The sequence below is a fragment of the Kordiimonas sp. UBA4487 genome, from assembly GCF_002389025.1.
In the GTDB taxonomy this organism is placed as follows: domain Bacteria; phylum Pseudomonadota; class Alphaproteobacteria; order Sphingomonadales; family Kordiimonadaceae; genus Kordiimonas; species Kordiimonas lacus.
Genome location: NZ_DGNR01000012.1, coordinates 82004 through 105734 on the forward strand (window position 1 = coordinate 82004; position 23731 = coordinate 105734).

At 60.0% G+C, this 23731-nt stretch carries 21 protein-coding genes; 11 read left to right on the top strand and 10 right to left on the bottom strand.

Annotated elements, in window-relative coordinates; all coding sequences use genetic code 11:
• The first annotated feature begins 51 nt into the window (after window positions 1-51).
• On the top strand, window positions 52-2346 hold the full coding sequence (locus B3Z17_RS09855; RefSeq protein WP_286829646.1) for a beta-N-acetylhexosaminidase: 2295 nt from the start codon (window positions 52-54) through the stop codon (window positions 2344-2346).
• A gap of 113 nt (window positions 2347-2459) precedes the next feature.
• Complete coding sequence (locus B3Z17_RS09860) at window positions 2460-2798, top strand: zinc ribbon domain-containing protein YjdM (protein ID WP_286829647.1); 339 nt, start codon at window positions 2460-2462, stop codon at window positions 2796-2798.
• Window positions 2799-2810: 12 nt separating this feature from the next.
• Here the strand turns inward: B3Z17_RS09860 and B3Z17_RS09865 are convergent, their stop codons facing one another.
• The 5 genes from B3Z17_RS09865 to B3Z17_RS09885 form a co-directional block, all read right to left on the bottom strand.
• On the bottom strand, window positions 2811-3302 hold the full coding sequence (locus B3Z17_RS09865; RefSeq protein WP_286829648.1) for a hypothetical protein: 492 nt from the start codon (window positions 3300-3302) through the stop codon (window positions 2811-2813).
• 142 nt (window positions 3303-3444) lie between these two features.
• Window positions 3445-4740, bottom strand: a complete 1296-nt coding sequence (locus B3Z17_RS09870) for a sugar MFS transporter (protein WP_286829649.1) — start codon at window positions 4738-4740, stop codon at window positions 3445-3447.
• Window positions 4741-4753: 13 nt separating this feature from the next.
• On the bottom strand, window positions 4754-5911 hold the full coding sequence (gene nagA / locus B3Z17_RS09875) for an N-acetylglucosamine-6-phosphate deacetylase (RefSeq protein ID WP_286829650.1): 1158 nt from the start codon (window positions 5909-5911) through the stop codon (window positions 4754-4756).
• Entirely contained in the window at window positions 5911-6960 is a 1050-nt protein-coding gene (locus tag B3Z17_RS09880; protein WP_349680321.1) for an SIS domain-containing protein, read from the bottom strand. Before B3Z17_RS09880 ends, nagA begins: the two co-directional genes overlap by 1 nt.
• A gap of 29 nt (window positions 6961-6989) precedes the next feature.
• Window positions 6990-7724: a GntR family transcriptional regulator gene (locus B3Z17_RS09885; protein ID WP_068304504.1), complete on the bottom strand. Its 735-nt coding sequence runs from the start codon at window positions 7722-7724 to the stop codon at window positions 6990-6992.
• A gap of 222 nt (window positions 7725-7946) precedes the next feature.
• On the opposite strand from B3Z17_RS09885, the gene zwf reads away from it, so the two are divergent.
• From zwf to B3Z17_RS09905, 4 genes are read left to right on the top strand one after another with little or no spacing between them, the layout of a single operon-like run.
• Window positions 7947-9428, top strand: a complete 1482-nt coding sequence (gene zwf / locus B3Z17_RS09890; RefSeq protein ID WP_286829652.1) for a glucose-6-phosphate dehydrogenase — start codon at window positions 7947-7949, stop codon at window positions 9426-9428.
• On the top strand, window positions 9425-10150 hold the full coding sequence (gene pgl / locus B3Z17_RS09895) for a 6-phosphogluconolactonase (RefSeq protein WP_286829653.1): 726 nt from the start codon (window positions 9425-9427) through the stop codon (window positions 10148-10150). The genes zwf and pgl overlap by 4 nt, the downstream gene beginning before the upstream one ends.
• Before the next feature lie 39 nt (window positions 10151-10189).
• Complete coding sequence (gene edd, locus B3Z17_RS09900; protein ID WP_286829654.1) at window positions 10190-11989, top strand: phosphogluconate dehydratase; 1800 nt, start codon at window positions 10190-10192, stop codon at window positions 11987-11989.
• Window positions 11990-12019: 30 nt separating this feature from the next.
• Window positions 12020-12646, top strand: a complete 627-nt coding sequence (locus tag B3Z17_RS09905; RefSeq protein WP_286829655.1) for a bifunctional 4-hydroxy-2-oxoglutarate aldolase/2-dehydro-3-deoxy-phosphogluconate aldolase — start codon at window positions 12020-12022, stop codon at window positions 12644-12646.
• Window positions 12647-12679: 33 nt separating this feature from the next.
• Here B3Z17_RS09905 and B3Z17_RS09910 read toward each other — a convergent pair whose 3' ends face one another.
• The gene (locus B3Z17_RS09910) at window positions 12680-13486 is read right to left on the bottom strand and encodes a trypsin-like serine protease (protein WP_286829656.1); all 807 of its coding nucleotides are present in this window, start codon (window positions 13484-13486) and stop codon (window positions 12680-12682) included.
• A 249-nt stretch (window positions 13487-13735) separates the two neighbouring features.
• Between B3Z17_RS09910 and B3Z17_RS09915 the strand changes: the two genes are divergently transcribed.
• The 4 genes from B3Z17_RS09915 to B3Z17_RS09930 all read left to right on the top strand — a co-directional run bounded on the left by B3Z17_RS09915 (window position 13736) and on the right by B3Z17_RS09930 (window position 19293).
• The gene (locus tag B3Z17_RS09915; protein WP_286829657.1) at window positions 13736-14284 is read left to right on the top strand and encodes a hypothetical protein; all 549 of its coding nucleotides are present in this window, start codon (window positions 13736-13738) and stop codon (window positions 14282-14284) included.
• Window positions 14284-15768 (top strand): sodium:solute symporter family transporter, encoded by a 1485-nt coding sequence (locus tag B3Z17_RS09920; RefSeq protein ID WP_286829658.1) that lies wholly within the window; start codon window positions 14284-14286, stop codon window positions 15766-15768. Before B3Z17_RS09915 ends, B3Z17_RS09920 begins: the two co-directional genes overlap by 1 nt.
• Before the next feature lie 41 nt (window positions 15769-15809).
• Window positions 15810-17249, top strand: coding sequence for a cryptochrome/photolyase family protein (locus B3Z17_RS09925; protein WP_286829659.1), 1440 nt, complete (start codon window positions 15810-15812; stop codon window positions 17247-17249).
• Between the two features lie 85 nt (window positions 17250-17334).
• The gene (locus B3Z17_RS09930; RefSeq protein ID WP_286829660.1) at window positions 17335-19293 is read left to right on the top strand and encodes a DUF748 domain-containing protein; all 1959 of its coding nucleotides are present in this window, start codon (window positions 17335-17337) and stop codon (window positions 19291-19293) included.
• Here the strand turns inward: B3Z17_RS09930 and B3Z17_RS09935 are convergent.
• The 4 genes from B3Z17_RS09935 to B3Z17_RS09950 all read right to left on the bottom strand — a co-directional run bounded on the left by B3Z17_RS09935 (window position 19290) and on the right by B3Z17_RS09950 (window position 22669).
• Window positions 19290-20375, bottom strand: a complete 1086-nt coding sequence (locus B3Z17_RS09935; RefSeq protein ID WP_286829661.1) for a CaiB/BaiF CoA transferase family protein — start codon at window positions 20373-20375, stop codon at window positions 19290-19292. The two genes, B3Z17_RS09930 and B3Z17_RS09935, sit on opposite strands and share 4 nt — an antisense overlap.
• A 27-nt stretch (window positions 20376-20402) precedes the next feature.
• Window positions 20403-21173, bottom strand: coding sequence for a 3-hydroxyacyl-CoA dehydrogenase (locus B3Z17_RS09940; RefSeq protein ID WP_286829662.1), 771 nt, complete (start codon window positions 21171-21173; stop codon window positions 20403-20405).
• 108 nt (window positions 21174-21281) lie between these two features.
• Window positions 21282-22142: an alpha/beta hydrolase gene (locus B3Z17_RS09945; protein WP_286829663.1), complete on the bottom strand. Its 861-nt coding sequence runs from the start codon at window positions 22140-22142 to the stop codon at window positions 21282-21284.
• 8 nt (window positions 22143-22150) lie between these two features.
• Entirely contained in the window at window positions 22151-22669 is a 519-nt protein-coding gene (locus B3Z17_RS09950; RefSeq protein ID WP_286829664.1) for a GNAT family N-acetyltransferase, read from the bottom strand.
• 124 nt (window positions 22670-22793) lie between these two features.
• On the opposite strand from B3Z17_RS09950, the gene B3Z17_RS09955 reads away from it, so the two are divergent.
• Window positions 22794-23672, top strand: coding sequence for a LysR substrate-binding domain-containing protein (locus tag B3Z17_RS09955; protein ID WP_286829665.1), 879 nt, complete (start codon window positions 22794-22796; stop codon window positions 23670-23672).
• Window positions 23673-23731 lie beyond the last annotated feature (59 nt).

Consider the following 23731-nt stretch of genomic DNA (forward strand, 5'->3'; position numbering starts at 1 on the left):
GGGAGGCCCAACAGACCGCGGGCACGCGGCGAGGATAAAGGGCGGAGACATATGGTGAAGAGTTTGATTGGCAGTATTGCCGTGGCATCGCTGTTGGCACTGACCGGCTGTGGCCAGGACAGCGCGCTTGAGACGACTGACAAGGCGCCGGCGCCGCAGGTGATCCCGGTGCCCGCGAAGCTTTCGTATGGTAACGAGGGCATCATCATGCCAGAAGTTGCGCGGGTTTCCACACCCGATAGCGGGCTTTTTGACCAGTTTTCTGCTTTGGTACAGAGCTACACAGATGTGTCGCTCAAGCGGGTAGGCGGGCAGGCGGATATCCGTTTTGTCAAAGCTCCTCTGGTCGAAGGCGAAGAAGCTTACCGGATCGATATTGACAAAGCCGGCGTGACGGTCAGTGCGTCTGGAGATGCGGGCCTGTTTTACGGCGCCATGACACTGGCGCAGATGCTGGACGGCGCGACCGATGGCACATTGGCGCCACTCGCCATCGGCACCATTGAGGACGCCCCCCGCCTTCAGTGGCGCGGCGCCATGCTGGATGTGGCGCGGCATTTCCGCTCGAAAGAGTTCATCAAGAAATTCCTCGATGTGATGGCGGCGCACAAGCTGAATGTCTTCCACTGGCATATGACGGACGACCAGGCCTGGCGGCTTGAGATCAAGAAATACCCGAAGCTGACGGAGGTGGGTGGTTGTCGCGTACCGGCCGGTGATGGCCCGGATGCGGATATCGACGAAGCCACCGGCGAAGCGCGGCTTTACTGCGGCTTCTACACGCAAGACGATGTGCGCGAGATTGTGGCCTATGCGGCCGCGCGCCATATTACGGTGATGCCGGAAATTGACCTGCCGGGCCACGCCACAGCGGCCATCAAGGCCTATCCGGAACTGGGCACGGCCAAGCTTGAGGGTGACATGTCCGACTGGGGTATTTTCCAGAACACTTTCAATCTGGAAGAAGGCACCATCACTTTCCTTGAGGATGTGATGGACGAAACGCTTGAGCTGTTCCCGTCAGAATTCATCCATATCGGTGGTGACGAGGTGGCGACCAAACAGTGGTCGGAAAGCGCCCGCATCAAGGAACGCATGGCGGAGCTGGGGATCGATGATGTGCATCACATCCAGGCCTATTTCACCCGCCATTTCGCCAATTATCTGGACGCGCGCGGCAGGCGCCTGATCGGCTGGGATGAAATCCTGGAAGGCGGGTCTATCGGCAATTCGGCCATCATGTCCTGGCGTGGCACCAAAGGCGGCATTGAGGCTGCGAAGGCCGGGCGCCAGGTGGTGATGGCGCCCTCGAGCATCTATTACACAGACTACCGCCAATCAGACAGCCGGCATGAACCACCGGGCCGCGAACATATCCAGACCCTTGAGGATGTCTATGAGTTCGAACCGGTCTCTGATGAACTGACGGCGGAAGAGCAGAAAGCCATCCTGGGCGCTGAGATGACGATCTTCAGTGAGCATATGCGCACGCCCGAGCGCGTCGAGCATATGGTGTTCCCGCGTCTGCTGGCCGTGGCTGAAAGCGTGTGGTCTGATCCCGCAAAGAAGAACTTCGATGAGTTCGCGGGACGACTTGCGCCGCATATGGACCGCTTGAAGGCGCTTGGCATCCGCCCGGCCGACAGTGCCTTCGCGCCCAAAATTGATGTGGTGAAAGGCGAGGGCAGCGAGCGCACCGTGACGCTTTCAAGTCAGACCGGCGTTGGCATGTTCCGATACACGCTGGATGGCAGTGCGCCAACTGCGGATGCCGCCCTTTATGAAGGGCCGATCAATGCAAGCGCGGGCCAGGCCGTGAAGGCTGCTGCTTTCTGGAATGGGGAGGCGCTTTCCGGCGTGCGCACCCGCGCGCTTGATGCCGTCAGCCTCTCGGAGCGCACGAGCGACGAACTGGCGCTGTGCTCCAAATGGCTGTCGATCAAGCTGGATGACGACTTCCCGCGCGACGGGGACCGCGCCGCCATGCTGGTGGATATCATCCAGCCCTGCTGGATGTATGACGTGCCCGATATGGCGGGCGTGACCGGCATTGAAGTGGCTGTCGGCAACCTGCCGTATAATTTCCAGATCGGCGACCAGATCAATGATGTGATTCTGAAGGAACCGGAAACCGACGTGGGTGAGATTGTGGTCTTTAAAAACAGCTGCGATACCGGCGAGGAAATTGCCCGCCTGCCGCTCGCACCGGCCACGAACAGTTTCGGCATCACCACGCTGACAGCGCCGCTTGACGCGCCGGACGCGAAGGCCCTCTGCTTCCACGTGGCGGCCAGCCATTATGAGCCGATCTGGGCCATCGACCGCGTGCGCCTGACGCGCGATTAGTCGCCCGGCAGTCGCATGCATGAAAGGCCGTCTTCTCCCAGGCGGCCTTTTTTCTTGGGGAATGGGGGGCAGGGGCGTATAGAAAAGCCTGTTTTGACTTTAAGGATAAGACCATGAGTGATCTGCCACCCTGCCCGAAATGCAACAGCGCCTACACCTACGAAGACGGCGCGCTGATGATTTGCCCTGAATGCGCACACGAATGGTCGCCTGCGGCGGATGCGGCGGCGGCAGATGCAAACGCGGTGCGCGACAGCGTCGGCAATATTCTGCAGGACGGTGACGATGTGACGGTGATCAAGGACCTGAAGGTGAAGGGCAGCTCATCCGTTGTCAAAGTGGGCACCAAGGTCAAGGGCATCCGTCTGGTGGACGGCGACCATGATATCGACTGCAAGATCCCCGGCATCGGCGCCATGGGCCTCAAGTCCGAGTTCGTAAAGAAGAGCTAGAGCGTTCTATCTTCAGTCACGTAGCGCTCGCATAGCACTCTCAAATAAGGCTGCGTCTTGTTTTTGGGAGAAGAGGAACGGTGGTGCGCAAAAACTGTTTAATACCCAAGGCAGGTTTGCCTCTGGATACCCTTGAAGACTGGCAAAATATGTAGGCCCAAACATTTGCACTTTTGCAGGATCGTTTTGAACGATACCAACGAGGACTTCTTGGTTCTTTAGCTTGACGAACTGGCGTTCGGTGCCTCCTTCCCAGAATATCTGCAGGTCTTGAGGAGGGACCCCCTTGAGTGATGCCACAGGTTTGATGTTCAAAATCAGGGAGCTCGGCTGGTTGGCACCAACTTGTGACTCTGGAATCGAGAAGCTAACCAATCTAGCGGTGATTATTAAATTGGCTTGCTGAATAGCTAAGTCTTGTGGGAATGATGAATTGCTTTGGGTGCAAGCTACGCTCGGTATCATCGCTGCGATAGTTGAATAAATGAGTGCTGCTGACGTCAAGAATTACGGCCCCCTTTTGCCGATGCATTCGTTTCATGTGGATGTTAGGGAATGGTATCTGAGCACGCAACTGAAAAGGCCGCGGGGTTAGCCGCGGCCTTCGTGTTTGGGAAATGAATAAATCAATCCCGCTGTCGTTCTTTTACCAGCTGCGCATCTTGTGGCCCTTGAGGGCGTAAAAGAGGATGTACAGATAGCAGGGCAGGCCGATCCAGTAGGCCGCCTGCATGTCCCCCATGCTGTGCGCGAGCTTGCCGAACGCGAGCGGCAAGACAGCACCGCCCGCAATGCCCATGATCAGAAGCGCTGAACCCTGCGCCGTGAACTTGCCAAGACCGTCAAGCGCCAGCGGCCACAGGGCGGGCCACACCAGCGCATGCGCGAGGCCCATCAGAGCCACGAACATCACGGCATTCGGCACAGTGGGTACACCTGCCCAACCGATCAGCACATCCGCGATGGCCGTCGAGTCCGTTGAGCTCAAGACCGCGCCGAGGACACACAGCATGCCCGCGACGGCAGAGCCCAGAAGCGCCTGCTGCTGGCTGATGAATTTCGGGATGCAGGTCACGCCGATCACGTACCCGATCACCATGCACACCATGGTGTAGCTGGTGAGGCTGGCGAAGTTGGTGACCCCGATGTTGGAGCCAAAGAGGCCGATGGTGTCGCCAGCGATCACCTCCACGCCCACATAGGCGAACAGCCCGACGGCCCCCAGGATCACTTGTGGGAACGCCAGGATGCTCGATTTCTCATCCTCGCCCTCTGCCACTTCTTCTTCGGGGTCGATGTGCGGCAGGTTGGAGAATTTTACCAGCCCGATCAGGGCGGTCAGGCCCACGGCCATATAGATGTAGGGCATCACCAGCTTGTCAGCCAGCGCCTGTTTTTCCGCCGCTGTCGTGATGGTTTCGGGGTCGGCAAGGTCAGACAGCACAAGGGCTGTAAACACAATCGGCGCCACAACGCCCGCGCCCTTGTTGATCAGGCCCATAATGGAAATGCGCATGGCCGCGCTTTCCTTCGGGCCTACCATCACCACATAGGGGTTCGATGCCGTCTGCAGGATCGTGAGGCCCGTGCCCAGCACGAAAAGTCCGATCAGGAAGAACAGATAATAGCTGGTCATCGCTGCCGGAATGAACAGCAGAACGCCCACCACCATGATGGCGAGGCCCAGCGCCATGCCGTTGCGGTAGCCGGTTTTTTCCAGCACCTTGGCCATCGGGTAGGCCATCACCGTATAGGCGATATAGAAGGCGAAGGTGACGAACAGCGCCTGAAATTCGTTCAGGTCACAGATGATCCTGAGGAACGGGATCAGGGACCCGTTCAGCCAGGTCACGAACCCGAAAATAAAGAACAGCACGCCGATGATGATCATCGGTATCACGCTGCTGCGCTGGCCCCCTGCCGGCATTGTTGTATCCACCATTTTTTCCTCCAACTTATCCCTTGTGGGCGACGCCGGTATGGCGCTCGCCACCGATCCAGACCTCTGTGACCTGGTCTTCCCCATCCAGCACGCATAGGTCGGCCCTCATGCCTGCGCGGATGTCCCCTATCTCATGCTCCAGCCCCAGAAAGCGGGCGGGGCTTCTTGATGCCATGCGGCTGGCGGTATCGAGTGGCACCCCCATCAGTGCCACGGCGTTGCGCACGGCTGACGCCATATCAAGGTCAGACCCTGCCAGCGTGCCGTCTGGCCCCGTGCAGCGGCCGTTCTCGACTGTGATCGGCAGCCCCTGCAGGGTGAAATTCTTTTCCTTGGCCCCCACGCTGGGCATGGCGTCGGTCACCAGCATCAGCTGGTCGGCGCCCTTGGCGTAAAGGGCCGTGCGCAGGCTGGCGCCGTGTACATGGAAGCCATCTGCGATGATGCCGGCGAACGTCATGCGGCTGTCGAGCGCCGCACCCACCACACCCGGCGCGCGGCTTGTCATCGGCGTCATGGCGTTATGAAGGTGGGTGAAGCCCGTGAGGCCTGCCTTGATCGCGGCCATGGTTTCCTCATAGCTCGCCGCCGTGTGCCCGGCGGCCACAATCACGCCTGCGCCCACAAGGCGCCTGACCATGTCAGGTGTCGTGCACTCGGGTGCCAGCGTCACCAACGTCTTCCCAAACTTGAGGCTTGAAAGCAGCTTGACGGCGTCTGCGTCCAGCGTGCGGAATTTGTCGGCATCATGGATGCCCTTGCGCGCGCCGCTCAGGAACGGGCCTTCGATATGGATGCCGATGATGCCCGGTACGCCAACCTCAATCGCTGCGTCCACGGCCTCAATGGCTTGGGCCACCACATTCAGATCATCGCTGATCAGGGTGGGCAGCATGCTCGTGGTGCCATAGGCGCGGTGGGCTTCGGCGATTTTGCGGATGCCCTCAACCGTTGGCGCGTCGTTCAGCAGCACGCCGCCACCACCGTTTACCTGGGTGTCGATAAAACCGGGCACCAGCTTGTGCCCGGTGATGTCAAATACCTCATCGGTGTCAAACGGTTCGCCCGGCTTGAGGACAGCCAGAATGCGGCCATCCTCAATGAGTGCCGTGGCGCCCTTGTGCCACAGGTTCGAGACCAGGATATCGCCGCCCTTGAGCGCGGTCCGCATCACACGGTCTCCGTCACTTTATTGAGATGCGGTGGTTCGTCCGGGTGATAGCCGCGCGCCACCGACAGGCCGTTGGCCATGCGGTAGAAGCTCTGGATCATCAGGATCGGTTCAACGAAGGCATGCGCGCCCCTGACCACAGGCAGGCTGATGCCGCCTTCAAGGCCCGCGCCTGCTGTCATCACAACGGCGTCGCGCGCGGCGAAATCCTTCACCAGGGCCTGAATGCCGTCGCGCGTTTCGTCGCTTTGGCTCATCACCAGCACGGGGAAGCCCGCATTCACGATGGCCATCGGGCCGTGCTTCACTTCGGCGGCCGAATAGGCTTCCGCGTGCAGGCCGCAGGTTTCCTTGAATTTGAGCGCGGCTTCCTGCGCCACGCCAAAGCCCACGCCCCGGCCAACCACGAAAAAGTTCCGGGCGTCCAGCAGCTTGGCGGCAGCGGGTGCCCAGTCGCACGCCCAGGCGGCGCTCAGGTTCAGCGGCAGGGTCTCAAGCGCGGTCAGAAGCTCACCGTCTTCCGTCCAGTGCGCCACCAGCTGCAGGATCGCCGTCAGGCTGGCGATATAGGTTTTGGTGGCGGCCACGCTTTTCTCCGGGCCCGCATGCATGGGCAAAACCACGTCTGCAATAGCGGCGAGGGGGGAGCTGGTCACATTGACAATGGCCACCACAAATGCACCCGCCTGCCGGGCGGCATCTGCGGTGCGCACAAGGTCAGGGCTGGCGCCCGACTGGCTGATGGCGATGAAAAGCGTGCCTTCAAGCATCTGCGTGGCGGCGTATACTGAGCTCACGCTGGGTGCAGCTGATGACACCAGCAGCCCGGCTTTGGTCTCGATCACATATTTGGCGTAGGTGGCCGCGTGGTCCGAGCTGCCGCGCGCGCAGGTCACCACGGCGGAAGGCTTCAGGTTGCGAAGCTTTTTGCCCAGCTCTTTCGCGACCAAGGCATTTTCCGTCAGTTGTTTCTGGACAACAGCGCTGGCGCTGCCGGCCTCTGAGAACATCAACGTGTCCTCTGGCAGCAGTTTTGTCATGGTGGTCATGTCTTCATACTCCTTACTCACGGCGTGCCTCACGCATGCAGTTCAGCGACAAAGTCATAGGCGTCGCCGCGGTAATAGGATTGCGTCAGTTCCACGGTTGTCCCGTTAGCGAGGAAACCGCGGCGTTCGATAAAGAGCCCGGCGTCGCCTTCCGAAACGCCTAACCGGGCTGCTTGCTCTGTGTTGAACTTGACGGCGCGCAGGCGCTGCAACGCGCGCACTGGGCGGCAGCCTGTTTCTTCAAGCGCCGTATAAAGGGACCCTTCCACCGGTCCGGCACCCGCCAGCGCGAAGGAGGGCACGATGGCGGTCTCCAGCGCCATGGGCGTGTCGTCGGCATAGCGGATGCGGGTAAAGCGGTGCACCTTGGTGCCAGGGCCCAGGCCGAGGCTCAGGCTTTCCTCAGGGGTGATGATGCCTTGTGAGCGGTCGATCCATTCGCTGCGGGCTTTCCAGCCGCGACCCGCCATGTCTTCCGAGAAGCTGGATAGGCGCGAGAAGGGCTTTTCAACCCGGCCGGCAATGAAGGTGCCTGCGCCGCGCCTGCGGTCAAGAAGGCCGTTTTCCACCAGGCCGTCCAGCGCTTTCCTGACTGTGATTCGCGACACCGCCATATCGGTGGCGATATCGCGTTCGGCCGGGAGCGCATCCCCCTTCGGCAGGGCGCCCTGCTCGATGGCGCGCTCAATCGCGCGCGACAGCTGCTGATACTTGGGCAGCGCCGTTGAAGTGTCCAGTTTGCCGATAACGTCTGAAAGCTGCATGCGGTCTTGTTCCCTGAAGGCTGGTGGGCTTGCGTCTGGCCTCTGTGGTATCATGGATATAATACCAATTAAATACCAAAAATGTATTTAGATGCTTATAAATTTACTAAATAATTGAAATACAACGATAAAAATAACAGTACCAATGAATTGTCTTTTGAATTTGACACCGCTGTCAATTGAGCGTAGGGTCCGAGGCAAGTAATTTTTGGGAAGAAAACCATGCAAGATGTGTTCGATTTGGTCATTTTCGGTGGTGGCGGCGACCTGTCGCGGAGGAAGCTGCTGCCGGCTCTCTATTCCGGTTTTGTGGCGGGGCGCGTGTCGAAAGACAGTCGCATCTATCTGACCAGTCGGAAGGGTCTTGATGGCAGCACCGAGCCATGGCTGAAGGATGTGTTCAAGGAAACGCCTCCAGCGTGCGAGATGGACGCCAAGTCGCTCAAGGAATTCGCAGGCATGGTTCGGGTCATAGAGCTTGGCCTGGTTGACGGCGGCGCGGACTGGGAAGCGCTGAAGGAGGCGCTGAAAACCGACGACGAAACCCGCCCGCTGGTGCATTTCCTGGCGATTCCCCCAAGCCTGTTCACATCAACCTGTGAGTTGTTGGGTGCCTATGGGCTTAACGGCCCGCGTGCCCGCGTGGTGCTTGAAAAGCCGCTGGGCCATGACCTTGAGAGCGCCCGGGCGATCAATGAGGATGTCGGGCGTTTCTTCCCGGAAAACCAGACGTTCCGGATTGACCACTATCTGGGTAAGGAAGCGGTGCAGAACCTTCTGGCGCTCCGTTTCTCCAACATCCTGTTCGAGGAACTCTGGAGCGGCCGCACCATCGACCATATCCAGATCACCATTGCGGAAAACCAGGGCGTTCAGGGCCGCAAGGGCTTTTATGAAGGCACGGGTGCCATGCGCGACATGGTGCAGAACCATTTGCTGCAGCTGCTGTGTCTTGTGGCGATGGAGCCGCCAGCCCGCCTGGAAGCCGACAGCATCCGCGAGGAGAAGCTGAAGGTCCTGAAGTCGCTCAAGAAGCTTGAGGGTGCGGACATCGACCGCAATGTGGTGCGCGGCCAGTATCAGTCCGGCGCCATGTTCGGCGAGGCTGTGCCCGGTTACGCCGAGGACGTGGAGCTCGAGAGCCCGTCCAACACGGAAACATTCGTGGCCCTGAAGGCGCACATCGAGAACTGGCGCTGGGCCGGGGTGCCCTTTTACCTGCGCACCGGTAAGCGCCTGCCGGACCGGTTCGCCGAGATTGTGATCCAGTTCAAGCAGATCCCGCATTCGCCGCACCCGGGCTGGGGAACCAATATCAGCCCCAACCGTTTTATTATCCGCATGCAGCCGGAAGACCATCTGGCGCTTCGGATGATGGTGAAGAACCACTCTTCCGCCGACGAGAAGCTGAAGGAAGTGGAGATGAACCTGGACGTGACAGGCGACGATCATCTGCGACTTGGGCCGTATCTGCGCCTGATCCTGGATGCCGTGCGCGGTGACCAGAGCCTCTTTGTGCACCGCGATGAGGTAGAGCACGCCTGGCGCTGGGTGGACCGGATCATCGGCCACTGGGAAGCATCTGCCGAGCCGCCTGAAAGCTATCAGGCCGGGACCTGGGGGCCATATGAAGCCCATGACCTGATGACCCGCGATCGCCGCGAATGGTTCCATGAAACCAGCGGCAAGCGAAGCGGCAAGTGAGCGACGCGATGACAGAGGCCCACAAAATTGAATGGCGCACCTTTGAGACGCGCGAGCAGATGGTTGACGAATTGACGGAAGCCTGCTGCGAAGCGCTTATGCGCGGTATCAGGAAACGCGGCACCGCCAGCTGGGCGGTGTCTGGCGGGTCCACACCCAAGCCTTTGTTTGAGGCCATGAGTGAGGCCGAGATCGACTGGGAAAACATTCAGGTGGCGCTGGTTGACGAGCGCTGGGTGGACACTGATCACCCGCGCTCGAACGAGGCCTTTATGCTCGGGGCGCTTCAGAAAGGCGAGGCCGCGGAGGCCATGTTCATTGGCATGAAAACCCCGCACGATACGCCGTTTGATGCGGTGGTTGCGGTGAATGAACGCTACGCCCAGGTGAAGCAGCCGTTCGACAGCGTGCTGCTGGGTCTGGGGTCAGACGGCCATACGGCGTCTTTCTTCCCGGACGCGGAAGGGCTTGAAGCCGCGCTGGACATCACGGGCGACAAGACATGCGTGGCCCTGACTGCGAAAAAGAGCGATGTGACGGGCGACGAGGTCGACCGCATGAGCATTTCCGCTGCCGCGATTGCCAAGGCGCCGCACGTGGTGCTGATGATCACGGGCGATGAGAAAAAAGCGGTACTTGAGCGCGCGCTTGAAGTGGATACCCACCTGCCGATCGCCCGCCTGGCAGAGAATGTCGCAATCACAGTTTACTGGGCGCCCTGACGTTTCGGGCAGCCCCACTTTTACCCACGGGAGTCTATCATGACCCATCCAAAGCTTCTTGAAGTAACCGAACGCATCAAGGCGCGGTCAAAAGACACGCGGGCCGCTTACGAAGCGCGCGTGAAGGCCATGCGGGATGCCGGTCCGGCGCGCCCGCACCTCAGTTGCGGCAACCTGGCCCACGCCATTGCGGCCTGCTCGGAAGCCGACAAGCAGAAGCTGATGGAAGAGGGCATGGTCAATATAGGCATCGTCAGCGCCTATAACGATATGCTTTCGGCCCACCAGCCTTATCACCAGAAACTGGACCAGGTGAAAGACGCAGTGATTCAGGCAGGCGGCGTGGCCCAGATGGCGGGCGGCGTACCGGCCATGTGTGACGGCGTCACCCAGGGCCAGCCTGGCATGGAAATGTCGCTCTTTAGCCGCGACGTGATCGCGCAGGCCACCGGCATCGCCATGTGCCACAATGTGTTCGATGGCGGCCTCTTGTTCGGCATCTGTGACAAGATCGTGCCGGGCCTATTGATTGGCGCGCTGGCGTTTGGCCATCTGCCGTTCGTGTTTGTGCCCGCGGGGCCCATGCCCACTGGTATCTCCAACAGCGAGAAGGCCAAAGTACGCCAACAGTTCGCCAGCGGCGAAGTGGGCAAGAAGGAGCTGCTGCAAAGCGAAAGCCGGGCCTACCATAGCCCCGGCACATGCACTTTCTATGGCACCGCCAACACCAACCAGATGATGCTGGAGATGATGGGCCTTCAGCTGCCCGGCAGCAGTTTTGTCAACCCGGGCGATGGGCTCCGTGAAAAGCTGGACGCCGCAGCAGCCAAGCAGGTGGTCAAGCTCGCGGAAGCTAAAAACAACATCGGTCTTGCTGAAATGGTCACTGCCGAAGCCGTGGTAAACGGCATTGTCGGTCTTCTGGCCACCGGCGGGTCCACCAACCACACGCTGCATATCGTAGCGATCGCGGCCGCTGCAGGTTACATCGTCAATTGGCAGGACTTCTCTGATCTTTCAGAAGTCGTGCCGCTTTTGGCGCGGGTCTACCCGAACGGCACCGCCGACGTGAACGCCTTCCAGGATGCTGGTGGCACGCCCTTCGTGATCAAGGAACTGTTGGCGGGTGGCCTTTTGAACGAGAACGTCCACACCATTCTGGGTGAGGGGCTTGAACCCTTCGGCGAAATGCCGGCGCTGGTTGAAAACCAGGCGGTGTGGCGCCTGTCCCCCGATGAGCCGGGCGACGACATGATCCTCAGGAAGATCGACAACCCGTTCCAGCACCATGGCGGCCTGACGGTCTTCAAGGGCACGCTGGGTGAAGCGGTGATGAAAACCTCCGCCATCAAGGACCGGCATCTGATTGTCGAGGCACCCGCGGTGGTGTTCGAGGACCAGGACGACCTTTTGACCGCCTACAAGGCGGGCGAGCTTGAGAAAGATTTCGTTGCCGTCATCCGCTATCAGGGCCCCAAGGCCAACGGCATGCCGGAACTGCACAAATTGACGCCAAGCTTGGGTGTGCTTCAGGACAAGGGCTTCAAGGTGGCGCTGGTGACAGACGGGCGCATGTCAGGCGCGTCGGGCAAGGTGCCTGCCGCCATCCATGTGACGCCGGAGGCCGCAAGCGGCGGAGCGATCGCCCGCGTGAAAAACGGAGATATCGTCCGCGTTGACGCAACAACAGGTGAGCTTCTGGTACTGGTGGACGAGGCCGAATTTGATGCCCGCACGCCGTCAAGCGGCCCCACCGTGCTGGACACATTCGGTCGCAACCTGTTCGCAGGCGTTCGCGGCATCGTTGGCCCGGCGGGCCAGGGCGGATCGTTCATTTAATTTTTCATCACTCCCCTGAGGGTCGAAACCATGACAGATGTATTGAAAGTTCTTGAAACCTCCCCGGTTATTCCAGTGCTGGCGTTTGAAAGCGCTGAGGAAGCGGTGGATGTATGCCGCGTGATTTTCGAGGAGGGCCTGAAGGTTCTGGAGATCACGCTTCGCCACCCCACAGCACTTGAGGCAATCGCGGCGGTCCGGAAGGACCTGCCGGCGGACGCCATTGTGGGCGCGGGCACGGTGATCACGCCGGACCTGGCCAAGAAAGCCATGGATGCGGGTGCAGAGTTCGGGGTCAGCCCGGGGCTTACAGAAGAACTTGCCAAGGCCGTGAAGGCCCTTGACTGGGCCTTCCTGCCGGGCGTTGCGACGCTCAGTGAAGCCATGCAGGCGCGCGAATGGGGTTTTTCAGAGCTCAAATTCTTCCCGGCGTCGCTCTCGGGTGGCCCGGGCTTCCTGAAGGCTGTTGGCAGTGTGTTGCCGGACCTGACCTTCTGCCCGACCGGTGGCATTTCCGCCGACACAGCACCTGAATATCGCGCGCTTAAAAACGTGGCCACAGTGGGTGGCAGCTGGATTACCCCACGCGGCCGCGACGGCAAAATTCACCTGGATGTGGTGCGGGAGCTGGCGCGCACGGCCGTGATCGCGCACTAAGCAGTTGGGCGGCATTGGCCGCCCCGCCTTTTGCTATTCGTCTGCCTTGATAGTGGCTTCGATCCAGTCCCTGTATCGGGAAAGGCGCTGCTGCACCGACGTCATACCGTACACGCCGCCTTTGAAGTTCGCCAAATCGCCTTCATACCAGCGCCAGCTTGAGAGGCCGAAAGCGTATGGTTTGCCGTCAATCACGACAACCGAGGGCCCGCCACTGTCGCCAGAACCGGTTGTGCCTTCAAGTTCCAGTGCGTCTGGTCCTGGCCGGTCAAAGTCAAAATACAGCCAGCTTTCATCTGCCTTATCAATCACATTGCGGAAATATCCCAGGCGCCTGGCGGGCTTGGTTTCCATTTGTTCGCCTGTGATGCCGTCGCCTTTGGCTCCTTTGCCGTAGACCGTGATTTCATGGGCGACTTCGTCATTGCCGTTATAGATGGCAATTGGTTCAGGCCCTTCGACGCTCTCTGATAGTTTGATCAAGACAAGGTCGGTGCGACCGGCCAGAAATCTCATCAAGGGTGCTGCGTCGCCTTGTCCGAGTTCTGGCGGCATTTCCTGCCAGTTCGGGTGAAACACCAGCTTCTGTATCACATAGTCTTTGTCGCCGATGGTCAGCGTTTTGCCATGATAGTCGTAGAAAATATTGTGGGCCACCGAGAGCACCCAGTTTGGAGCCACCAGGATGCCGCTACCCTCATGGCGCATGTCCACGAGATAGCCGGGCGCCTCTTCTGGCTGATAGGCCTCTGCAGGCTTGTCATGGCGCCGGACTTCGGCGTTTGCAATTGTGCCGAGGGCCATAACAAGTGCGGCCGCAAGGCATACGGTGTATTTCATAGTTTTCCCCATCGATCGATTTGCTGCCCTTTGCGCGGCAGCGATGGGGACGGTACCCACTGCAAGTTAGGTCCGCAACCCCTTCGATGAGCAAGAGGTGATCAATTGCGCATCTGATAGAAACACTTTTTTCAACAAATGTTGAAAAAAGTGACCATGGCCTCTTGACCGCTTGGGCGAAAGCCCACTAGGCTCGCAGCCAACACGCACGGCGGTCGCCGCGCGGCATAAGCGGAGGGGAGGCCGCCCATGAAGTTTCTGAATTCGGTTCAGCCGATTCACGTCGTTCTCGCGCTGTTGCTGGTGATTGCCGGCATCACCGCCTTCGTGCTTCTAAGCGAACCGCCGGCGGATGCCACCGGCGTGCCGCATGAGACCATCGCTGGCCTTTCTGTGGGGGGTGATGCGGGGCTTACGCTTGAAGCGCTGGGCAGCGCCCCTTTCTATTTCCAGATTGCGGTGATCCTGCTGTCGGGCGTGTTGCTTTATATGGGAGTGGCAGCGCACCGGCGTGACCATCGGCTCAGGTTGTTTTTCCTTTTGGGTATCGGCTTCGCCATCTTTTCCTGGGTTGCCCTGTTCCTGACGTACGAGCTCTGGGTCACCAGCGGCAAAACAACTGTTTTCATGGGGTTCCCGACGCCTACCAACTGGATGTTCTGGGGCATCTGGGGCAGCTTCGCCGCCTTTGATCTCTTCTATGTGATCTTCTTCCGGCGCTATTTCCTGCCGCCGGAGGACGAACAGGCCTTCAACGACCTGATGGATGAAATCAAGGCCGAGGGAGGCGACGCATAATGGAAGAGCTTCGCCAACCAATCATTCTGAGCTGTGTGGCCGCCTATATGGGCCTGTGTATCTGGGTCGGTATCTGGGCCATGCGCCGCACCAAATCTGCCGGGGACTTTTTTGTCGCCGGGCGCGGGCTGGGGCCTGTGGTTGTCAGCCTCGCGGTCTTCTCAAGCACGCTTTCGGGCTTCGGCTTCGTCGGCGGCCCGGGCCTTGTCTATGCCACGGGCATGTCATCCATCTGGATGGCTGTATGCTCGGCACTTGGCTATGCCACCGGCTTTTACCTCGTAGCCAAGCGCATCCGCATGGTGGCGGAAGTCAGGGATACCATGAGTCTGCCGGACGTGGTGTTCGCTCGTTACGGAAGCGAAACAGCCCGTCTGTTGACGGCCGGCACCATCCTTCTTGGCGTGCTCGGCTATCTGGCGACACAGATTCTGGCGATGGCGCTGGTGCTGCAGTCGATCCTGTCGGCCACCGAGATGTTCGCGGACATCAGCTTGCTTGCGAGCGTGGTGGTTTCCTCGGCCGTGCTGATCTTCTACTGCGTCACCGGCGGGATATTGGCCTCGGTCTACACCGACCTTGTGCAGGGCATTGTGATGATTGTCGCAGGTGCCCTGGTGGTGATCACGGCGGCCAGCGTTTTCGATGGCGGCTTCGCGGAAGCATCTAATATCATGCTGGCGAATGACGGCGATGACATCATGCCGTTCGGCACGCTGGGGACCATGGCGTCCCTCAGCTGGTATTTCCTGTTTGGCCTTGGCCTCGCCGGCCAACCCCATGTGGCAACCAAGATGATGATGAACCGTAACCTGGCGGACAACCGGATCATCCTGCCCATGACCGTGCTTGGCTATGTGGTGGCGGCCATGCTGTGGGTGTCCATCGGCGTGATCATGCGGGCGCTGGTGATCGGCGATATCGCGTTGCCGCTTGGCGCGGCGGACGAGGCTGCGCCGGTCTTCCTGTCGACCTACGCGCATCCGCTTCTGGCGGGCATCGTGTTCGCCGGGCTTTTCGCCGCCATCATGTCCACAGCCGACGGCTTCCTCAATATTGGCGCGGCGGCCATCATCCACGATATCCCCAAGGCCATCCGGGGCCGGTCGCTCAACAATGAACTCTTTTGGGCGCGCACGGCCACGATTGTACTTTCCGTCGTGGCCGCATCCATCGCGCTTTATTCGGACAAGCTTGTGGGGCTTTTGGGCGCCTTCGGCTGGGGTACGTTCGCGGCGGCATTGGTGCCGGTGGTGCTGATTGGCCTCAACTGGAAGGGGGCCTCGGCCCGCGGGGCAATTGTGGCGATTGCCTCTTCGCTCGCGATCAATTTCGCCATCCAGCTTTGGCAGATTGAAATCCCTTACAAGATGTCCGGCGGTTTCCTGGCCATGCTGACCTCCATGATCCTGTTCATTGTGGTGTCGATGATGGAAAAACAGAAGCCGCTGCCGAAAGATATTGATCGGGTGATGGACCTTTAGCGTACAACTCCGAAAGCCGCGGTTTTTGGAGTGATAGACACGTGAAGCCTATTCTTCTGCTGATGAACGGCACCCTTCGCCTGGATGACCATCCGGCGCTGGTGTCTGCGTGCTCGTCTGGCGCTGGCGTGATCCCGATGTTTATTCTGGATGACGCCGGGGCGGGTGACTGGAAGCTGGGCGGCGCACGGCGCTGGTGGCTGAAGGAAAGCCTCACCCGTTTGGCCGCGAGCCTGGAAGCCAGGGGCAGCAGGCTGATCCTGCGTGCAGGCGATACGGCCGATATCATTGAAAGCCTGCTGGGCGAGGTGAGTGCCATCTATATGACCCGCGCCTACAGCCCCATGGAGCGGCGCGCGCAGGAGCGAATCCACCAGCTGTGCGCCACCTGTGGCGTTGACTGTCGCCGCTTCACGGGCAACCTCTTGTTGGAGCCTGAAGATGTGCGCACCAAAACAGGCGGCATTTATGAAGTCTTCTCGCCTTTCTGGCGCCGGGCCGTGGAGCTGATTGACGGATCCCCGCCGCTCGGGGCGCCCGACCAAGTCCCCGCGCCGGACGCTTGGCCCGAAAGCCATGATATGTCTGACCTGAAGCTGGACCCCAAGCCCGCGCGTTGGGCCGAGCCCATCGCCGCCACCTGGGTGCCGGGCGAGGCGGCTGCACAGGACAGGTTGGCAAAGTTTCTGACGGAGGCCGTGCGCGACTATAAGGCCATGCGTGATGTGCCGGGCGTGGAGGCCACCTCGCGCCTGTCGCCCTATCTGGCCCACGGTGAAATCAGCCCGCGCCGCATTTGGGCCGAAGCCCAGCTGCATATGATGACAGAAGCGCAAGACCGCAAAGGCGCCGACTGGTTCCTGCGCGAACTGGGGTGGCGCGAATTCTCAAAGCACCTGTTGTTCCATAACCCCACGCTGCCGGTCAGGCCGCTGAAGGCACAGTTCGAAGACTTTCCTTGGCGCGAAGGCGTGGATGACAAGGTGGTGGCCTGGCAGAAGGGCCGCACCGGCTTTCCCATTGTGGACGCGGGCATGCGCCAGCTATGGCAGACCGGCTGGATGCACAACCGGGTGCGCATGATTGTGGCGTCCTTCCTGGTCAAGGATATGCTGTGGCACTGGCGTACGGGCGAAGACTGGTTCTGGGATACGCTGGTGGACGCGGACCTAGCCAATAATGCGGCCAGTTGGCAGTGGGTGGCCGGCTGCGGGGCCGATGCCGCGCCTTATTTCCGCATCTTCAACCCGATCACCCAGGGCGAAAAGTTTGACCCGGACGGGGATTATATCCGCACCTATGTGCCCGAGCTTGCCGATATGCCGAACGATTATATCCACAAGCCGTTCGAGGCGCCTGAAGGTGTCCTGAAAATGGCGGGCGTCAGCCTGGGGGCGACATATCCTGAGCCGATCCTGGACCGTAAAGCCTGCCGCGAACGGGCGCTGGCGGCACTCCAGAGCATCAAGAAACAAGCCTAAAAACCGCCGCATTCTTTTGCCTTTTATTGCGTCTGGGGCCAAGCTTCCCATATATGAATGGCAAACCTGAAGTATCGGGAGCTCTATGCCAAAATTCTTGCGGCGATTCATCGTCATCCTACTTGTCTTGACCGGGATTTACGTCCTCGCGTCACCTTTTGTCGTGCCCTGGTACGTGCAGAAAAAGGTGCGGGTGGTGTTCGCCGAACGCGTTGACGGCAGCCTGGCCTTCAGCCATGTGGCCTTCAACCCGGTTAGCCTGACGCTTCTGGTGCGGGACCTCGATATTACTGACAGTACGGGCAAGCCGGTCCTGAAGATGGATGCGGCGCATATCAATATCTCATGGCGCACCCTGTGGTCTGGCCAGCTGCATCTGCAGTCCGTTGTGCTGGACATGCCGGCGCTCCAGATGGCAATCGCCGAGGACGGCCGTACCTCCCTTGAAGCCATGCTGCGGCCGCCCGAAGGCGCGAGCGCGGGCAAGAGCCCCAATATTCGCATCGACAAGCTGGCTGCCAAGGGGCTTCAGCTGGCGCTCAAGAACCATGCGGGGCATGAGATTGCCGTTGGGCCGCTGGACTTGGCGCTGGACGGGTTCGCGACGGCTGAGGGCCACGCAATCAGCTTCAAGGAGTTCGGCTTTGCGCTCGGCGGCGGCAAGGTGACTGCGACCGGCGAGATTGGCCGCGCGCCCCTGTCTGCAAAGCTGCATCTGGAGCTCAGCCGGGTGCCGCTCAAGGCCATCATGGGCTTCATTCCGCTGGATGACCTGACGGTAACGGGTGGTCAGGTGACCGGGCCGGCGACCTTGACTTTCACGGACGACCTGCGCCTTCAGGGTGACTTCGATGTGTCGGACTTTGCAGCCACCACAACCGACAGCCTGGTGCGCAGGGTGCAGGTGCCTTACGCCAGCGCTGCCGGGTTCGACTATGACCGCGCCCGTGACCAGGTGTCGGTGGACAGCCTGACGCTGGGCGGCGGCGTGGCAGAGATGGTGCGAGCAACGAGGCCTGACAGTGTAGCTGAGGCCGAGGGCGAAACAGACGGTGTTGCGCTTGAAATCCGGCAGGCCCTCCTGAGCGGCGGCAAGCTGGTGTTCGAAGACCAGACCTTCGACACACCGCCTGTTGTGACCATTGACGGCGTTGGCGCCATCGTCATGGACTTCCGCCTCGCGGATACGCTTGCCTTCAGTTTCCAGGGCGATGGTTATCTGGGCCAGAACAGCCCTGTGCGCACGGCAGGCTATATTGAAGCCCGCGACACCATGAGCGCGTCCTTCACGCTTGAGATCAACAAGCTGGATCATGCCGTCTTGCAGCCTTACCTCTACCGCACGCTTGGCCGTGCCAGCAGCGCGGGGGAAGCTTATCTGCAGTTCGATTATTATATCGAGGATGGCCAGCTGGACGGCACCAACAGCTTCCTGTTTGACCGTTGGGAATGGGGCGACAGGAACCCGGCGTATGAGGGCGAGGAAATCCCGCTCAAGAGGGCCTTTAACCTTTTGGAGGATAAGGGCAGTCGGGTAGCGATGGAAATCCCGGTGGACGGTGAATATCTTGACCCCACTTTCCGGGTGGACGGCCTTGTGCGCCAGGCAACCAACAAGTTTGTCGGTAACCTGATTACTACGCCTTTCCGCCTGATCGGCAAACTGATCCCCGGCGGCAAGAAAGATGATATCGACCTGGACAAGGTGCGGTTTGACCCATCAAGTGCCGAGCTTGCGGCGCTTGAAAAAGCCCGGCTGACGGCTTTGGCCAAGGCGCTTCAGGAGCGTCCCAAAGTGCGCCTGCAGATTGATGGCGTTGCAGTGCCGGGGCTTGATCTGGCGCCTGCGGTGCCCGTAGAAGGCGAGGCCCCCATCAACCAGCAGGGACTGACCAAGTTGGCCAATATGCGCGCGGACGCGGTGTATCAATATCTGATCGCCGAAGGTATTGCGCCGCGGCGACTGGAAAAGGTGGTGCTGCCCCTGATGGAGATGCCGGACGGCAAGAAACCCATTGTCCGGCTTGAACTTCTGAAAGACTAGAGCCCCAGTTCCTTGAGGAGGGCCTCGCGGTCCGCGTCTTTGGTGATTGGGCCGTGGCGCACTTCGGGTGCCGTGCGGGAAAATTTCGGTGTTGGCGCGGGCTGGCGTGTGCCGTCCACTTCAATGAAGCTTTCGCGCGCCACATTATGCGGGTGCTCATGCGCTTCCCAGAAGGGCAGGATAGGGGCATAGCAGGCATCCGTGCCGCCCAGAAGGTCGGTCCACTCGTCCAGCGTCTTGGTCTTGAACAGCGCCGTCAGCTCTTCCTTCAGGGCGGGCCACTCGCCCGGGTTCAGGTGCTTCTGCATCCAGCTCTCGTCAAGGCCAGCACGCTCGACAAACACCTGCATGAACTGGGGCTCAATGGCGCCGAGGCTCGCATACTTGCCGTCCTTGGTTTCAAACGTGCCGTAGAAATGCGCGCCGCCGTCCAGCAGGTTGATGCCGCGCGCGGGCGCCCAGCGGTAGTTGGCCATTAGCGTGTGGAAGATGCTCATCAGCGCCGAGGAGCCCTCAACCATGCTGACATCAATGGCCTGCCCCTTGCCCGACGTACGGGCCTCAAGGATGCCGCACACAAGGCCGAACGCCAGCATCATGCCGCCGCCGCCATAGTCGCCCACAAGGTTAAGGGGGGCGGTGGGCGGTCCGTCTTTTGGCCCCATGGCATGCAGGGCGCCAGACAGCGCGATATAATTGATGTCGTGGCCCGCTGTGTGCGCCAGCGGTCCGGTTTGGCCCCAGCCGGTCATGCGACCATAGACGATCCTGGGGTTGGCCTTCAGGACTTCATCTGGCCCGAGGCCCAGCTTTTCCATCACACCGGGGCGGAAGCCTTCAAACAGCGCGTCGGCTGTTCCCGCGAGTGCGAGGAAGATCTTGCGGTCTTCCTCGCTTTTAAGGTCAAGGGCAATCGAACGCTTGCCGCGCCGGTTGATATCGCCCTTCATGTCAAGGGGGGAGGTGCCGGGGCGGTCGATGGCGATCACCTCCGCGCCCATGTCCGCGAGCATCATGCCAGCAAACGGGCCTGGCCCGATGCCAACAAGTTCCAGAATGCGTACGCCAGCTAATGGCCCCATATTGTCCCCCTTGATATTGTCTCCCGCTTACTTCGGCGCCATCCGTGCAGCGGCGTCCATGCGGATCACTTCCCCATTGAGATAGGTGTTTTCCACGATATGACCAGCCAGTTTGGCATATTCCTGTGGCTTGCCGAGGCGCTTGGGGAAGACCACCTGGTTCGTCAGGCTCTCGACCGCTGCTTCGGGCAGGCCGTCAAACAGTGGCGTGTGGATGAAGCCTGGTGCGATGGTCATCACGCGTACACCCTGGCGGGCGAACTCGCGCGCGGTCGGCAGCGTCATGCCCACGATGCCGCCCTTGGAGGCTGAGTATGCCGCCTGGCCGATCTGGCCCTCATAGGCCGCAACAGATGCCGTGTTGATGATCACGCCGCGCTCGCCGTCTTCACCGGGTTCGTTATGCTGCATGGCTTCGGCGGCCTGCGCCAGCACGTTGAAGCTGCCGATCAGGTTGATGGCGATCACCTTATTGAAGTGGGCCATCCCAAACCGGTTGCCTTCGCGGTCCAGCACCTTCTGCGGGGTGCCGATGCCGGCGCAGTTGACGGCGATATCAACGCTGCCGTAGGTGCTTTTGGCTGTGGCAATAGCATTCGCCACATCGTCTTCGCTGGTGACGTCTGTTTTCACGTAGGTGGCTGCGTCGCCCAGCTTGCCCGCCAGCTCATGGCCCATCTCGTCATTGAGATCGAGGATCACGGCGTTGGCGCCCTTGGATACAAAATATTCTACTGTCGCGCGACCAAGGCCAGACGCACCGCCTGTCACAATCGCGGTTTTACCCTTAAATTCCATCTGAAATCTCCAAACCTGAAATGTTGCGGTGCAGCATAAGGCCTCGCACATGCGAAATCAAGCGCTCGAAATCGTACAGCAAGGCCCGTCAGGTTTGGAGACAGGTTTTTACTCGGGCGTGGCAAAAATCCGCCGGATGGCCTTGAGAGCCGCCGGGTGGAAAATGGTGCCGTGACTTTCCTGTTCCATGGGGGCGTACGTCCAGTTGAGGCCTTTGGGATTAGCCGCCCGGAGCGCTTCAGCCAGCATGTCAGTGCCCTCCCGCATGGCCGCGCCTTCTGCACCAAACTGACCTTCGTTGCCAATGGTCAGGAACAGGTGCGTGCCCTCAGGCGCCGGGTTGGCGCGAATGAGCGCGGGTGCCGCTTTCGCCAAGGCTAGGTCATCCCACCACAGGGACGGGCTGACCGCGATATAACCGCTGAACAGGGCAGGGTCCTTGAGGAAAGTTTCAACCGTGAACAGGGCCGCGGCGGATTCGCCGATCAGGACCCGTTCGCCGGTGGTGCGGTAATGGCTGTTCACATAAGGGATCAGCTCGTCTTTCAGGAAGGTGCGGAACTGGGCGCTGCCACCTGCCGTCTTGAGGCGATCGAATTCGATTTCCGTCGCGGAGGGCGGCAACAGGTCATGATAGCGATCGATATTCTCAACACCGACTAGAATGAACTCCCGGATCTTCCGGTAATCTGCAGCAAGGGATGCAATGCCAGCGATATGGATAAAGTCCTCACGTACACCACCATCGGGCATATAGAGAACTGGATAAGCCTTGTCTCCGCCTTCATAGCTGGGTGGCAGATAGACGTTGATCCGGCGGGTCTGGCCAAGGACCTCGGTTTGCAGGTCAAAGCCGTGCCCAATGACGACCGGGTCGTGTTGTACGGTCTGTTCTGCCTGCGACGGCACAGCCAACAGCAGGCAAACCAGGCAGGCAATCGTGCGCCAGCAGGTGATAAAGCGGGGCATGCTTGCTCCTATATGGTGGTGTATTGGCTGATGCGCTCGTCGTCGCCCGGCAGTTGGATTTTGCGGTCGAATACCATGCCCAGCTTTTCGATCAGGCCGATGGATTTGGCGTTTTTCGGATCAACGATCGCGAGGATGCGGGTCATGCCCAGTTTGTTTCGGCCATAGTCCAGCACGGCGGCGGCAGACTCATAGCCGTAGCCCATGCGCATATGGTCGGGCAGGAAAGTGAAGCCAATGTCCGGCGCATCGAGGCCGGGTCGGTCCACCAGGCCGCACATGCCGACAGGTTCGCCGCTTGCCTTCAGTTCCACGATATAAAGGCCGAAACCGTTTTTCGCGTAGCTGCCCAGCAGGTTCTTTTCCAGGTAGGCCTTGGCGTCGTCAGTCGTACGCAGGCCGCGGTCGCCCACGAATTCGATGAAGCCGGGGCTGTTATAGATTTGCAGGGCCAAGTCTGCGTCATCCAGCGTGGCCTCTCGGAGGCGCAGGCGCTCGGTTTCGATGGCATAAGTCGGGCTACTCATAAATTATCCTCGCTGCCGATTTACGGATGGGTTCTTGTGTTTGCGACTGTAGGAAGCCTTTCCTATTAAGTTAAATGATAGTAATTCACTTTAGTATGAATTCTATTCACTATTGAGGTCGCCAATGAACCGCTTGCCACCCCTGAAAGCCATGCAGGCTTTTGAAGCCACTGCCCGCCACCTTAGCTTCAGCCGCGCGGCCGATGAATTGTGCGTGACACAGAGCGCTGTCAGCCATCAGGTGCGCGCCCTTGAAGAATTCCTGGGCAAGAAACTCCTGACCCGAAGCGGCAAGCATGTGTCGCTGACCTATGAGGGCGATACTTTCTATTCCGTGCTTGGCGACTGCTTCAAGCGCATGGCGTCGGTGACGGACCATCTGGTGGGCAAGGACCGCACGACGCTGAAGCTGATGGCCCAGACCTCGCTGGCGTCCGAGTGGCTGGTGCCGCGCCTGCATGAATTCAATGCGCTGTTCCCGGAGATCGATACTCGTCTGGACACCTTTGTGATGGCTACCACGTTTGAGGCGTCAGACTATGACATATTGGTTGGTGCCTGGCCTGCGCCCGAGGGATTTGTCTCGCAAAAGCTCAGGGATGACAGTTGGTATCCGGTCTGCGCGCCTGATCTTTACGAACAACTCAACAAGGCTGATCCGGCATCCCTTCTCAAGTATCCGCTTTACAGCACTGAGGAGGGCGCCGATTGGACGCTGTGGATGCAGCATCAGGGTATTCGCACGCCAGCGGCACCCGATATCCGGCATTTCAACCTGGCGCTCTTGTCGACGCGCGCGGCGGTGGCTGGGCACGGCATCGCGCTATCGAACGATTTCGTGGCGGGCAGCCTGATGGCGGAAGGAAAGCTGGTGCCGCTCAGGGAGCTCGGCTATTCCCTGCCATGGGGACAATATTATCTGCATCACCGGACCAGCAGCCACAACGCTGACCAGATCGGCACATTCATTGACTGGGTGTCGGCGGAAGTGGCAGCCGAATAAGCGCTGGACCTTGGGCATGATCATATTATTGTGATGCCCCGCACCGGTGCTTTGCCTTG